We start from the raw sequence: 14,633 nt of genomic DNA, 5'->3' as shown, positions 1-14,633 counted from the left end.
TCCTTCCTCACTGGCGTCAGCGGTTACGACACCACCAAGTACAGCTACTTCCTGATCGCTGATCAGATCCACAAAGCAGTCACCACTCCCACCAGCCAGGTGGAAATCGGCGAGCTCAGCGTCATGGCCACTGCCAAGGCCGATGCCAAGCAGCAGATCGTTCCAGAAACGGCCCTGCCAACGCAAACGTTCCTGGTTGGTACAGAAGGTCGCGCCGTATTCCGCGAAGTCATTGATGCCGGCGAACAGGGCAACAACGGCTATCGCTTCAACGGCATCCCCGATGGCATTGGCGTTACCGACAACGGTGATGGCACCCTGCGGGTGCTGGTGACCCATGAACTTCGCGAAACCGCCGGCGATGTGCGGGCCCATGGCTCCAAGGGCGCCTATGTGTCGGATCTCACGATCGACAAAGCCACCCTTGCCGTGATCAGCGGCAAGGACTTCCTCGCCTCTGCAAACGATCTCTTCCTCGCCAGCGCCGACGGCACCACCTGGACCAGTGGCACCACCACCGCGTTTAACCGCTTCTGCTCAGCAGACCTAGCCGCAGCCACCGCCTTCCGCAACGGCACCAACGGCTACGCCGGTCGCATCTTCCTCTCCGGCGAAGAGGCCGGAGCTGAAGGCCGTGCTTTTGCCCACGTGCTCGACGGCACTGATGCTGGCAAGGTGTATGAGGTGGCAAGCCTCGGCAACCTCTCGTTCGAGAACGTTGTTGCCAACCCCATTGCCCAGGACAAAACCGTCGTCGTCAGCCTCGATGACACCAGCACCAACGGCCAGGTCTACGTCTACGTCGGCAACAAGGCCACCACTGGCAACGCCGTCCAGCAGGCCGGCCTCGCCGGTGGCATTACCTACGGCGTCCGCGTCAACTCCACTGGCACCACCAACACCGAGGTGGGCGACCTGGCCAGCCCCAATGCCACCGGTCTCGGCCTGAATGGCAGCGGCGTCGGCACCTTTGAACTCGTCAACCTCGGCGATGTGAAGGCCAAGACCGGCGCCGAGCTCAACACCGAAAGCATTGCTGCTGGTGTCACCAACTGGCTGCGGCCAGAAGATGGCGCCTGGAGCAAAGACGGCAAATCCTTCTACTTCGTCACCACCGCCACCAGCACAAGCGCCAGCCGCCTCTGGGCCCTGGAGTTCACCAATCCCGCCAATCCTGAGCTGGGCGGCACCGTGAAGATGCTGCTCAACGGCAGCGAAGGCCAGGTCATGCTCGACAACATGACCGTGGCCGATGACGGCTCGATCCTGCTGCAGGAAGACCCCGGCAATAATGCACGCCTCGCCAAGATCTGGCGTTACAACCCTTCCACCGACACCCTGGTCGAGCTGGCCCAGCACAATCCGGCTCTGTTCACAGGCGCTGGAGCGATCACCCAGGACGAAGAGTCTTCCGGCATCGTTGATATCTCCTCCTTCCTCACTGGCGTCAGCGGTTACGACACCACCAAGTACAGCTACTTCCTGATCGCTGATCAGATCCACAAAGCAGTCACCACTCCCACCAGCCAGGTGGAAATCGGCGAGCTCAGCGTCATGGTGACCGCTAAGGCTTCACCCGCCGGCACAGCCACATGGGCTGACGCCATTGGCGTAGCCAGCCCAGAGCTGCTCGACAACAGCCTTACCTTGGTGAATGGCGTCTATTCCGCCTCCAGCGCTGACCGCCTGGCAGCCGCCGGCATAACGCTGGTGAACAAAGTGGAGTTGTTCAACCTGCCTTCGGTGGGTGGAAGCCTGGCCTACGACAAACCCGAAGGCCTCACCCTGCGCGACGACGGCTCGGTCGTCATCAACTACGACAACGACTTCGGCACCGAAGGAGCTAACGGCAACGCCTTCACTGTGGTGAGCTTCAGCAATCCAGCAGTGGATACCGAAGACAATGCGAATGGAGGATATACCCCTGCCACGAACCGCGATGTCTACGGCCTTGTAATGCCCGATGGCCTAGCCACCATCGTCTACAACGGTGAAAATTTCATTCTCGCCGCTGGCGAAGGCGACGACAGGAACGATTTTCTCAATCCCGACGAAACCAGCCGCGTTTCAGCCCTTCTTACCGCGGCAGCTAGCGCAACCACCGAACAGAAAGCGGGTCTGGTTGCTGCCAATGCCCAAAGGCTCAACATCCTCACCAACACCGGCGATCTCGATCGCGACGGCATCATCGACCAGGCCTATGTGACCGGTTCCCGCTCCCTGAGAATCTTCGATTCCAAAGGAAATGTTGCCTGGGATTCGGGAGTTGCCCTCGAGGATCTCGCCAATGCTCGTGGTCTCTATCCGGTCAACGATCGTGAAGATGCCAAGGGTGTCGAGCCCGAAATGGTGGAGGTGTTCACCATCAACGGCAGCACCTACGCCTTCGTGGCCCTGGAGCGCACCACGACCAGCATGGCGGCGATCTTTGATGTTTCGAATCCCTATGCCGCAGTGGCCGTGGATCCGATGATCTTCCCCGGTGCCCAGCGGATTGAGGGGATCACCTTCCTCACCACCGCCACCAACGCCGCCCGCAGCGTGATTGCCTCCAGTGAGGGCAACGATGTGGTGTCGGTGGTGGACTTCCCGATCCCCTATCGCCTGCAACTTCTGCACCTCGCCGATGGGGAAGCCGGCCTGCTGGCGTCCCAGACGGCGCCTTACCTCGCAGGCCTTGTTGATGGATTTGACAACACCTATGCCAACACCCTGATCCTGGCCGGTGGCGACAACTTCATCCCAGGCCCCTTCCTGAACGGCGGCACAGACATCAGCGTGCGCGATGAGCTCAATGCCGTAACCGGCTCCACCATCACCGGCAACCTTCCAATCGCTGCGGTGGACATCGCCATCCACAACCTGATCGGTGTGGAAGCTTCCACGATCGGCAACCATGAGTTTGACCTGGGCTCGCGGGTATTCCGGGACAGCTTCACACCAGGCTCAGGCTGGGTGGGGGCCCAATTCCCCTACATGTCAGCCAACCTCGATTTCAGCGGCGATGCGGATCTGAACCCGCGGTTCACCAACACCACCGCCACGGCGGGTCTTGAGGAAGCCTCTGCCCAGAAGGGCAAGATCGTGCCCTCGGCCGTGGTTACCAAAAACGGCGAGAAGATCGGCCTGGTGGCTGCCACCACCCAGATCCTCGAAAAGATCAGCTCCACCGGTGGGGTGGAAGTGAAGGGTTTCAACGGCGATGGCTCAGAGATCGACGACATGGCCCTGCTGGCCAGCCAGCTGCAGCCGGTGATCGACGACCTGATCTCCCAAGGGGTCAACAAGGTGATCCTGATGGCCCACCTACAGCAGCTCGGCAACGAGAAGGCCCTGGCTCCGCTGCTGCGCGGTGTGGACATCATCCTGGCTGGGGGCTCCAACACGCGCCTAGGAGACAGCAACGATCAGGCTGTCGCCTTCCCTGGCCATGCTGGCAACTTCGCCGACACCTATCCGCTAGTTGCAACCGGTGCTGATGGCGGCAAGACGCTGATCGTGAATACCGATAACGAGTACACCTATCTCGGCCGATTGGTGGTGGATTTCGATGCTCAGGGCCGCATCATCCCTTCCAGCATTGATCCTCTGGTGAGCGGTGCGTATGCCGCCACCGCCGCCAATGTGGCAAAGGCCTGGAACGTGACCGAAGCCGAGCTTGCCACCACCGCCTTTGCGGACGGCACCAAGGCCGAGAACGTGCAAGATCTCACCGATGCCGTACAGGCCGTGATCGCCAGTAAAGATGGCGAGGTGTGGGGCTATTCCGATGTCTACCTCGAAGGTGAGCGGGCCTTCGTGCGCTCAGAGGAAACCAACCTCGGTGATCTCACCGCTGACGCCAACCTCTCCTACGCGCAGAGCATCGACCGATCGGTTGTGATCTCCCTCAAGAACGGTGGCGGCATCCGCTCCCAGATCGGCTCGGTCGATGTGGTGAGCGGGGCCAAGGAACCCACCCTCCCCAATCCCTCAGCCAATAAGCCTGAGGGCGGTGTGTCCACCCTCGATATCGAGAACTCGCTGCGGTTCAACAACAGCCTCTCCCTGGTGACCGTGAGCGCCAGCAAGCTCAAGGAATTGCTCGAGCACGGCATTGCCCTGTACCCCAACCAGGGACGCTTCCCCCAGGTGGGCGGCCTGGCCTTCAGCTTCGATCTCACCAAGCCGGCCGGCAGCCGCATCCTCAACCTGGCCGTTCAGGACAGCCAGGGCAATGACCTGGATGTGGTGGTTCGAGCCGGCGCCCTAGTGGGTGATGCAACCCGCACGTTCCGGATGGTGACGCTCAACTTCCTTGCTAGCGGTGGCGACAGCTATCCATTCCCCACCGATGCTGCTGCCAACCGCGTTGACCTCTTCAATCCCACCGCAGCCCTCACCGGTGCAGCGAAATTCAGTGGCGATGGCACCGAACAGGATGCCCTGGCTGAGTATCTGAAGGCAAATCACGCCACGGCCAGCAAGGCTTACAACCAACCCGAAACAGCCGCGGCTCAGGATCTGCGGCTGCAGAACCTGGCGGTGCGCACGGATGAGGTGATTGATGTGAAGCTCGGTACAACCGGAGCCGATGACACATTCAGTTCCGATGCCATCAAGCTTCAGGGCTTCGACGGCAAAGGAGATGTGCTGTTCACCGGCGCCGGCGCAGACAGCGTGGACATTGAAATCCTTGCTGGTTCTGCAAACACAATCTTCACTGGCTCCGGCGCCGACATCATCTACGCCGGTAGCCGCGATGTGATCACCGGCGGCGGCGACGCTGATCAGATCTGGGCCACCGGCGGCAATGGCAACCGCCTCAGCGGCAATGGCGGCGACGACGACTTCGTCATCGGCACCATGGGCAACCGCGCCCTTGGCGGCGAAGGCAACGACAAGTTCGACATCCTTGATGGTGCCGGCACCAACTACCTCAACGGTGGTGCTGGCTCCGACCAGTTCTGGCTGATTAGCGCACCTGGTGATAAGCCTGGTGCTAAGCAGTTCGTGATGGACTTCAAGGCCGGTGAAGACTTGGTGGGCTTGCGGGGAGTTGCCTTCGCTGACCTCAGCTTCACCCAGGTGGGTACCGACACTCTCTTGAGTGTTACTGGCACAGCCGTTGGCCACTTCACCAACGTGAGCGCCGCCAGCCTCAACAACCAGACCAACTTCGCTGGTCTGGCCTGATCGCACCCGCAATTGGTCCCCTCAGCTGAGGGGACCGGCTTTTTTGTCTCCACTCAGGAGATAACGAAGCATTTATTTGCCCATCCGACCGTTGAATACTCAGGACCATGGCAGTCTCTTCCAGCGGCAACAACGAGCCCGCATCAACGCCGAAGATCACCTGGCAGCCTGACTGGAGCGAACTGGATCTGGTGTTCGGCCTGGCGGTCGACACCGCCGGCGACCAGACCCTGCTCGACCCTGCCGATTTCGGAACCCTGCCTCGGGCCGGCGTTCAGCTGGCCGATGTAGCGGTTCTGGGTTCGGACGCTGGCGACCGTATCTTCGCCGGGGTCGGTTCACTGATCGATGGCTCTGGCGGCGACGACACGCTCTTCAACACCGACAGCCAAGGCGAGAACGGGCTGGTAGGAGGGATCGGCGCCGACCTGCTGTTCCTGCGCCCGGTTAATGATCGGATCATCGGCGGTCAACTCTTATCCGGCGCCGGGACCTTCGGCCTCTCCCCCTTCACGGCCTTGGTGGACCGTGAGCGCGACAACTTCCTGATCGATTCGTCTAATCCAGGCAGTACCGGCTCCCTACAGATTCTTGACTACGAGCCAGGTATCGACGAACTGCTGATCGACGGGGTGGCCCCCTCAGGCGAGTGGGCCGAAGTGAAAGCGCTGCTGCGAGGTCTCAATGTGTCAATCAACTCCGCACCGGAGCTGAAAGCCGGACCCGTCATCCTCGAGCTCGGGAGTGGGACTGAGATCACCAGTGATCTCAGTATCTATGGCACCGATCTTGATGGCGAGACTCTGCAGCTGCTGAAAGTAAAGGGCCCCGAATGGATCACCACCTCGGGTACCACCCTCAGGGCCACCGCTCCGCTTGATCTCACCGCAGAGCAGCTGGCCAGCATCGACCTGCAACTGGCCTTCAGTGACGGCAAAGCCGCCGCGGTGTTCTCTCCCCAGCTGATCCTGATCAACGTTGCGCCCACCGCGCTGAGTCTGGCCAACATCACCCCATCCCTGGCCGAAAACACCAGCACCGCCAGCCGCATCAAGGTCGCTGACATCGTCATCGCCGATGACAACCTCGGCACCAATGTGATCAGCCTCTCCGGCCCCGATGCCGCCAGCTTCGAGGTGGTCGGCGCCGCCCTGTTCCTCAAGGCCGGCATTGCTCTGAACTTCGAGGCCAAAACCTCATACGCCCTCACGGTCCGTGTCGTCGATCCGGCACTGGCTGGTAGCACTCCCCTCAGTGCTAATTACTCGCTGGCCATCACCGATATCAATGAGGTGCCCGGAATCAATACCGTCAGCACCATCGTTTCGGTCACCCTTCCCAACGGCGATGTCAGACCGATCACGGTCAGCATCAACAACGCCGATCTCGTTGCAGGCACCAACCTCTCGGTCATCAGCAACCTCGGCATCAACGCTTCTGGCCTCACCTCGCTGGCTGAGCTCGGGATCACTCGCAATGGAACAGGGCTTGATTTCCAGCTAAGGGTCGATCGAGGCACCAGTGCCTCCGTCAATGCCCTTCTCGAACTGGCGGCGGCAGACCTCCTGCCCCAGCTCACCAATCCCTCCGGTGCCCGGCGAGCGGATCGCAAGCTCCTCTTTTACGCCGTCAACAGCGCTGGAGCCATCTCGCCCCTCACCTACGACCCGATCACCGGCGCCGGCGCACGTTTCCTCGACTTCAACAACGACGGCACCGCTGATTCCTTGGCACTCAGCCTCATTGACGGCGGCTATGGCGACAAAGATCGACTAGCCAATGGGTTCATCGATGATCCCTCTGTCGCCGGTTTCGTCGACCTCACCAATCTTCGGTTCTCCAACGCCGGCTCCGGCACCGTCACCATCGGCGATCCCACCAATGCCGCACCCGCATCCGTAAGCCTCCGTGCCGCACTCTCCAGTCGCGCCAGTAGCTCCAACGAGATTGGCTATGTGGTGATCAACGCCTCAGAAGTCCCTAACTCTGCTGCCCTGCTTGCTGATCTCACCTGGCTGCGCGGCCGTGCTCGCACCCTGTTTTCCAGTCTGGAGAGCACAGATGTCACCCTCCCAGCCGGCAGCTCCTTCGATCGGGACATCCAACTGATCAACGGCCAGAGCATCCGCTTCTTCGAGGTTCAAGACGCGAGCATTGACCAACTCACCAGCCTGGCCGACAGCCGTTTCAGCCTGTTCACGTCCGGGGACTTCGCCAACGGCCAGGTTGCCTTCAGCTCTACCAGCGGCGTACGTTTCTCCCTCAACCTGCTGCCAAACGATCCAGGCCTCAATGCCCTGATCAGCCAGGCCCAGGGGCAGGCACCCGTTTTAGATCTCAGCGCCTTCACCGCCGCCCAGAGACTCAGCGGCACAGTGGCTTTTGGCCGCGAAGCCGATTTCAATTCCGTCGCTGGCTTCTACCGCACCCTCGATGCCGCAGGCACCGTGCTTGGGGCCGACTCCATCACCCGCTTCAGGCCCGGTGACAGCGGCTACAGCGCCGCCGCCCTGCGCACGGACAACCTCATCGGCCAGCTCGGCAATCTCACCGTTGCCGATAACCAGAGCACCAGCCGCAGCTTCAGCGGCGTCACGGGCGGTACCTTCCTGGCACCATTCGCGCAGGTGAATGGCAATACCTTCTTTGCATTCGGCGGGGCCAACACCGATGGCCTCAGCCACTTCCGTTCGCTTGGCAACAACCTATTCGGCCTTGAAGATATTGTCGGCGGCGGTGATAAAGATTACGACGATATGGTGATCGGATTTAACTTTTCTAATGTTGCTTAATATGGGCGAATCTGTTATTCCCTAAGGTCGGCCGTGAGGGCCTTACCGCGCCGGACCGCAGCACATGGGCTGTGGTCCGGAGAGCATCTAATGCTCACCCTCCACCAATACACCTTCGATTTACTCGAGCAAGCCGGCTTCGGCTAGATCACGCGTCACGATTACCCAGCGCCCGCTGCGCCGCCTTGCCAGCCAACCAAACGCTGGCGACGGTGGCCAGCAGGCCGCCTATGCGCAGGGCCCAGGTGCCGGCATCGGCCTCGCCGGAGAGCACTTCGCCGAAGCGGGCCACATCACCGGCCAAGGCGCCCAGGCCGCAAAACAGGATCGTGCCGGGCAGGATGCCGATCAAGCCAATGGAGTAGTCGCGCAGGCTCACCTCGCTAAGGCCATAGGCGAAATTGAGCAGGGAGAAGGGAAAGGCCGGCGAGAGGCGGGTGAGCAGCACCAGCTTCAGCCCCTCCCGGCTCACCGCCTGCTCGATCGCCAGGAGCTTCGGCACCACCGCCAGCCGCCGGCGGGCCCAATTGCGCATCCAGGTGCGACCGAGCAGGAAAGCGGCCTCGGCCCCCAGGCAGGCCCCTACAAACACGATCAAGCTGCCCCACCAGGTGCCATACAGGGCGCCAGCCAGCATCGAAGCCCATACCCCCGGCAGCAACAGGGTTACCCAGAGCGCATAGAGCGGCACGAACGCCAGGGCACCGAGGGGGGAACGCAGGGCGGGCAGCAGCAGGTCGAGCAGTGCCGATCCATCCATGAACGAACCGTAGCGGTGGGCAGAGCCAGCCCGGCGCCCTATAACCGGCCCAGGCGAGGACACATCCAACGATGACCATGCCCAGTCCCACGGGTCGCAAGGGGGGCCGTGGACCCTGGCCGATGGTGGCAGCCCTGCTCGCCCTGGTGCTGCTTGCCGGCCTCGGCACTCGCCTGTGGCAGCAACGCCAGCAGAAGCAGGTCGAAGCGCGGAAGGCCGTACCGCTGCTGCCCCGCCAGGTGTCCGCCCTGGGCCGGATCGAGCCCCTGGGCGGCATCAGCCAGGTGTCGGTGCCCAGTTCCCTGAGCAATGACCGGGTGCGGGAGATCCTGGTGAAGGAAGGCCAGGAGGTGCGTAAAGGCCAACCTCTGGCGGTGCTCGAAAGCATCGACACCCTGGAGAGCAGTGTGCGCAAATCCGAGGCGGAGATCCGCGTGGCCGAGAGCAAGCTGGCCGCCCAGGACAGCGTCATCGCCCGCTACAAGGCCGACCTGGGCCAGGCCAGTGCCGAGGCACGCCGAGCCGAGCAACTGTTCGCCGCAGGGGCAACCAGCGCCAACCGGGTCGAAAAGCTGCAGGCTGACGAAAGCAGCGCCAAGGCCCAGCTGGCCGAAGCGATCGCCACCAAGGCAACCCTGGTGGAGGATCTGCGTTCCAGCCGGGCCTCCCTGGACAAGGACAAGACCGAACGGGCCAAGGCCACAGTGCTGGCGCCGTTCTCCGGCACCGTCTTCAAGGTGCATGCCCGCCCCGGCGACAAGGTTGGTGAGGATGGCCTGCTGGAAATGGGCGACAGCAGCCGCATGGGCGTGATCGCCGAGGTTTATCAGAGCGATCGGCCGATGATCGCCCTGGGTCAGAAGGCCAGCCTCAGTGCGGATGGTTTCAAGGGCCGCAAGGTGGAGGGCCAGGTGGTGGAGATTGCCCGGGAGGTCAGCCGTCAGACCGTGTTCAGTGGCCAGGCCGGCGAGAACCTGGACCGGCGAGTGCTGGAAGTGAAGATCGGCCTTACCCCGCAGGAGTCGGCCCTCGCCAGCCATCTGAACTACCTGCAGGTCAATGTGCTGTTCGCCCCGCTGACCGCGGCCCAGCAGGCTGACCAGAAGGCGGCCCGGGATCGCGTCCTGAGTGGCGCGCCATGAACCCGTTCGCCGCGCTGCGCCGCACGCCCCTGGCCTGGCGTCAGACCAGCCATCGGCCCATGCGGTTGCTCGCCGCCATTGCCGGAGTGAGCTTCGCCAACGTGCTGGTGTTCTTCCAGCTGGGGCTGGCCAGCGGGTTGTACGCCAGCCAGAAGCGGCCGCTGCAACGCCTCAATGGCGAGCTGGTGATGGTGAGCCGCCGCTACACCAACCTGGGCGAACCGCTCAACCTGCCGCGCAGCCGCCTGATGCAGGCCCTGGGGGTGCAGGGGGTGGAAGCGGTGACACCGCTGTACATCGGCAAGACCGACTGGCTGAACCGCGACAGTCGCGAGAAAAAGCAGGCCCTGATTTTTGGTCTGGCGCCGGAGAATCCAGCCCTACGCATCCCCGAACTGGAGGCCGATCGCGGCAAGTTGCTGCGTCCCGATGGCCTGTTCTTCGACACCCTCTCCAAGAAGGCGGCCGGCCCGGTGGCCCGGATCGTGGCCAAAGACGGCTACTACGACACCGAACTGCGCGGCAAGCGGGCCGTGGTCAACGGCCTGTTCACCATGGGCCTCACCTTCGCCGCCGACATCAACCTGCTGACTTCGGCCAGCAACTTCAAAACCTGGTTCCCCGATCAGAGCAGTGATGACATCCAGCTCGGCGTGATCCAGCTGCAACCGGGCGTGAGCCCGCAGCGGGTGCAGGCCACCCTGGAGAGCTTCCTCGATCCCTCGGTGAAGGTGCTCACCCTCCAGCAGCTGGAGGCGGTGGAGGTGGACCACTGGCGCAACAACACCTCCTTCGGTCTGATCTTCAACCTGGGGGTGCTGGTGGGCCTGATCGTCGGCGCGATCATCGTCTACCAGATTCTCTATTCCGACGTCAGTGATCACCTGCCGGAATACGCCACGATGAAGGCGATGGGCTACAGCGATCGCTTCGTCGTCGGCATCATCGTGCAGGAATCGGTGCTGCTGGCTGCCCTGGCCTTCGTGCCCAGCCTGGTGCTGGCGATCGGGCTCTATGCCGTGCTGGCCAACTCCACCTCGCTGCTGATCGCCATGACCGCCCAGCGAGCCGTTGCGGTGTTCGCCCTGACCCTGACGATGGCGGCCGGATCGGGCTGGCTGGCCACCGGCAAGCTGCGGCGGCTCGATCCCGCCGACATCTTCTAATGGGGCCGCTGGACGCTGCAGCCGGCTCACCCGATCACACCGGGCGCGAGCTGCGGATCGAGGTGCAGCATCTGAACCACTGGTTCGGCAAGGGGGAAACCGCCAAGCAGGTGCTCACCGACATCAACCTGACCGTGCATGCCGGCGAGATCGTGATCCTCACCGGCCCCTCCGGCTCGGGCAAGACCACCCTGCTGACCATGCTCGGCGGCCTGCGGGCCGCCCAGAGCGGCAGCCTGCGGGTGCTGGGTGAAGAGCTGCTGGAGGCCGACAACACCACCCTGACCCGGCTGCGGCGCCAGGCCGGCTTCATCTTCCAGGCCCACAATCTGCTGCCCTACCTAACGGCCCTGGAGAACGTGCGCTTCGGCCTGGAGGTCAGCCCCGTCTGGCTGGGGCAAGGCCGGCTGGCGATGGATGACTGCGCCGCCGCCATGCTGGGCCACGTGGGACTGGGGGAACGGGTGAATTACTACCCCGAGAAACTCTCCGGCGGCCAGAAGCAGCGGGTGGCGATCGCCCGCGCCCTGGCCCCCAGCCCCCGATTGCTGCTGGCCGATGAACCCACCGCAGCCCTCGACAAGACCTCCGGTCGCGATGTGGTCGACCTGTTCCGCCAGCTGGCCGACAGCCACGGCGCCGCGATCGTGATGGTGACCCACGACAACAAGATCCTCGATATCGCTGACCGAGTGGTGAACCTGGAGGACGGCCGACTGGTGGCGAGCGCCTGAGCCCAGATCAGCCCAAATCCCCCAGCCGCCTGCGGGCCAAGGCCGCCTGGGCTTCAGCTTCGGCCAGGTTTGCCTTGCACTCCAGCACCACCTCAGGCGGGGCCTTATCTGCAAAGTTGGGATTGGCGAGGCGACCCGCCAGGCCCTTGATCTCCCTATCAGCCTTGGCGATGTCCTTCTCCAAGCGGCCGCGCAGGGCGTCGAGATCCACCAGGCCCTCGATGGGCAACAGCACCTGCAGCTCACCGCTCACGCCGGCCAGGGCCTTGGCGGCCGGAGCAGCTTCGGCCTGCTCGGGACTAAGCACCGCCACGCTCTCGGCTCGGGTGAGGGCCGTGATGTCGGGGCTGGCCTCCTGCAACAGGGCTGCAAGCTCAGCGCGGCCAGTCACAAACGACACCGGCGCGCTCTGGCTGGGCTTGAGCCCCGCCAAAGCCCGCAGGTTGCGCACCACCCGAATCGCCTCGATCAGCTCGGCAAACTGGGCCTCAAGCTGGTCGTCTAGAGCGGCCTGATCAAGCGCCGGCCAGCTCTGCAGGGCCAGAAAGCTGCTCTCTGGCTGGCCAGTGAGGCCGTGCCACAGCTCCTCACTCAGGTGCGGCATCAGCGGATGCAGCATCACCAGCAACTCGCCAAGAACCTTGGCCAACACGGCGCGGGCGGTGCGCTGGTCGGCAAGGGCTGCTGGGCTCGGGTTTTCACCTGGGTTGAGCCGCCGCTTGATCAGCTCCACATACCAATCGCACACCTCGTTCCAGGCGAACTCATAAAGCCCCTTGGCCGCCTCGCCCAGGCCGTAGTTGCCATAGCGCTCAGCCGTATCACGGTTGACGCGGGCCAGGCGCGAAAGGATCCAGCGATCGGCCAGCTGCAGGGCCGCAGCATCGGGCTCGCCCAGAGCGGCCGGCGTTTCGCCATCCAGGTTCATCAAGGCGAAACGGGTGACGTTCCAGAGCTTGTTGGCGAAGTTGCGGGAGGCCTCCACCGTGGCGGAGGTGTCGGATTTGCGGTCGTAATCGAGGCGGATGTCCTGGCCGGCACCGGCCACCTCACGCACCAGGGCGAAGCGCAGGGCATCGGCGCCGTAGCGCTCAATCAGCAGCAGCGGGTCGATGCCGTTGCCAGAGGACTTACTCATCTTGCGGTTCTGTTCATCCCGCACCAGGCCGTGGATATACACGTCTTTGAAGGGAATCCAAGGGATTCCAGAACCTTCCCGACCACTCATTAGGGCTCCGGCCATCATCGTCATCCGGGCCACCCAGAAGAAGATGATGTCGAAGCCCGTCACCAGCACGCTGGTGGGGTACCAGCGCTCCAGGTCGGCAGCATCGGCATCAGGCCAGCCCAGAGTGGAGAAGGGCCAGAGGCCGCTGGAAAACCAGGTATCGAGGGCGTCGGGGTCCTGCTCCAGCACCACGGGATGGGCGTGGGTGCCGCCGCCAAATTGGGCTTCCGCCTTCGCCATGGCTTCTGACTCATCGCGGGCCACCACATAGGGCGTGTTGTCGGTAATCACACCGCCCGTTTCACTCACCACAAACCAGGCGGGGATGCGGTGGCCCCACCACAGCTGACGGGATATACACCAGTCGCGGATGTCGGTGAGCCAGTCGCGATATACCTTGCTCCAGCGCTCCGGCACGAAGCGGGGATCGGCGTTCTCGAGGGCCTCCCGGCAGCGGGCCGCCAGGGGCTCGGTTTTGACAAACCACTGGGTGGAGAGCAGGGGCTCCACCGGCACCTTGCCGCGATCGGAGAAGGGCACGCTGTGGCGGTAGTCCTCCACCTTCACAAGGAAAGCTTCCGCCTCCATGGCCGCCACCACCGCTTGGCGAGCCTCGAAGCGATCCAAGCCGGCGAAACGGCCAGCCGCTTCGTTCATCGAGCCGTCCTTGGCCATCACCGTAATTAGCGGCAGGTTGTGGCGCTGGCCGATCGCGAAGTCGTTGGGGTCATGGGCTGGGGTCACCTTGACGCAGCCGGTGCCGAACTCCGCATCCACGTGGTCGTCGGCCACGATCGGGATCTGTCGCCCCACCAGGGGCAGGGTGAGGGTCTGGCCCACCAGATCGGCGTAGCGCGGATCCTTGGGATTCACCGCCACGGCCGTGTCACCCAGCAGGGTTTCCGGCCGGGTGGTGGCCACTTCCAGGAAGCCGGCGCCGCTGGTCAAGGGATAGCGGAAATGCCAGAGATGGCCATCCACCTCCTTCATCTCCACCTCCAGATCGCTCACCGCCGAACCCGAGGCCGGGCACCAATTCACCAGGTATTCACCCCGGTAGATCAGCCCCTGCTCGTGCAGACGGTTGAAGGCCTCGATCACGGCGGCGCTGCAGCCGGCATCGAGGGTGAAGCGCTCGCGCTGCCAATCCACCGAGTAGCCCAGGCGGCGCAGCTGGCCCACAATCGTGCCGCCGCTCTCCGCCTTCCAGCCCCAGGCCTTCTCGAGGAATGCCTCGCGGCCCAGATCTTCCTTGCGCTGGCCCTCGGCCTTGAGCTGCTTCTCCAGGATCGTCTGCACGGCGATCGAGGCGTGGTCGGTGCCCGGCAGGCAGAGCACGTTTTTGCCGCGTAGGCGCTGGAAGCGCACGATCGTGTCAATCAGGGCGGTGTTGAAGGCATGGCCCATATGCAGGCTGCCGGTCACGTTTGGCGGCGGAATCACCACAGAAAAAGGCTCACCCGGTGCCGCAGGATCCGGGTGAAAGGCGCCGCTGCTCTCCCAGGCGTGCTGCCAGCGGCTTTCCGTGCCCACTGGGTCGTAGGTCTTGGGCAGGGCCGCTTCAGGGGCTGGGGCAGACAGCTCGGTCACGGCGGTGGCGGCAGGCACTCGGGCCATGGTCGCAAAACGGGCTGAG

Annotated in this window: 7 protein-coding genes; 5 read left to right on the top strand and 2 right to left on the bottom strand. The window is 63.4% G+C overall.

What is annotated here, in order from left to right:
• Both KBY72_RS08800 and KBY72_RS08795 read left to right on the top strand, forming a co-directional pair.
• Positions 1–5,175 (top strand): 5'-nucleotidase C-terminal domain-containing protein (locus tag KBY72_RS08800; protein ID WP_254993406.1); only part of this gene is annotated, 5,175 nt, incomplete at its 5' end.
• A 107-nt stretch (positions 5,176–5,282) separates the two neighbouring features.
• A complete protein-coding gene (locus KBY72_RS08795; RefSeq protein ID WP_254960736.1) occupies positions 5,283–7,967 on the top strand; it encodes a DUF4114 domain-containing protein in 2,685 nt (894 codons plus the stop codon).
• A 148-nt stretch (positions 7,968–8,115) separates the two neighbouring features.
• Here the strand turns inward: KBY72_RS08795 and KBY72_RS08790 are convergent, their stop codons facing one another.
• A complete protein-coding gene (locus KBY72_RS08790; protein WP_254993404.1) occupies positions 8,116–8,727 on the bottom strand; it encodes a TVP38/TMEM64 family protein in 612 nt (203 codons plus the stop codon).
• Positions 8,728–8,798: 71 nt separating this feature from the next.
• On the opposite strand from KBY72_RS08790, the gene KBY72_RS08785 reads away from it, so the two are divergent.
• The 3 genes from KBY72_RS08785 to KBY72_RS08775 are packed head-to-tail and all read left to right on the top strand — an operon-like array spanning position 8,799 to position 11,769.
• Entirely contained in the window at positions 8,799–9,869 is a 1,071-nt protein-coding gene (locus KBY72_RS08785) for an efflux RND transporter periplasmic adaptor subunit (protein WP_254993403.1), read from the top strand.
• The gene (gene devC, locus KBY72_RS08780) at positions 9,866–11,035 is read left to right on the top strand and encodes an ABC transporter permease DevC (protein ID WP_254993402.1); all 1,170 of its coding nucleotides are present in this window, start codon (positions 9,866–9,868) and stop codon (positions 11,033–11,035) included. Before KBY72_RS08785 ends, devC begins: the two co-directional genes overlap by 4 nt.
• Positions 11,035–11,769, top strand: coding sequence for an ATP-binding cassette domain-containing protein (locus KBY72_RS08775; RefSeq protein ID WP_254993400.1), 735 nt, complete (start codon positions 11,035–11,037; stop codon positions 11,767–11,769). The genes devC and KBY72_RS08775 overlap by 1 nt, the downstream gene beginning before the upstream one ends.
• A gap of 7 nt (positions 11,770–11,776) precedes the next feature.
• Here the strand turns inward: KBY72_RS08775 and KBY72_RS08770 are convergent, their stop codons facing one another.
• A complete protein-coding gene (locus KBY72_RS08770) occupies positions 11,777–14,614 on the bottom strand; it encodes a valine--tRNA ligase (RefSeq protein WP_254932085.1) in 2,838 nt (945 codons plus the stop codon).
• Between the last annotated feature and the right edge of the window lie 19 nt (positions 14,615–14,633).

Origin of the sequence: Cyanobium sp. BA5m-21, from assembly GCF_024346235.1 — a bacterium.
Taxonomy (GTDB): Bacteria; Cyanobacteriota; Cyanobacteriia; order PCC-6307; family Cyanobiaceae; genus Cyanobium_A; species Cyanobium_A usitatum.
This window is presented reverse-complemented; position numbering and strand designations above follow the sequence as displayed.

Excerpts from the sequence above, each read along its gene's own strand:
- KBY72_RS08795 (WP_254960736.1), top strand. The coding sequence starts at position 5,283 with ATGGCAGTCTCTTCCAGCGGCAACAACGAGCCCGCATCAACGCCGAAG.
- KBY72_RS08790 (WP_254993404.1), bottom strand. The coding sequence starts at position 8,727 with ATGGATGGATCGGCACTGCTCGACCTGCTGCTGCCCGCCCTGCGTTCC.
- KBY72_RS08785 (WP_254993403.1), top strand. The coding sequence starts at position 8,799 with ATGACCATGCCCAGTCCCACGGGTCGCAAGGGGGGCCGTGGACCCTGG.
- devC (WP_254993402.1), top strand. The coding sequence starts at position 9,866 with ATGAACCCGTTCGCCGCGCTGCGCCGCACGCCCCTGGCCTGGCGTCAG.
- KBY72_RS08775 (WP_254993400.1), top strand. The coding sequence starts at position 11,035 with ATGGGGCCGCTGGACGCTGCAGCCGGCTCACCCGATCACACCGGGCGC.
- KBY72_RS08770 (WP_254932085.1), bottom strand. The coding sequence starts at position 14,614 with ATGGCCCGAGTGCCTGCCGCCACCGCCGTGACCGAGCTGTCTGCCCCA.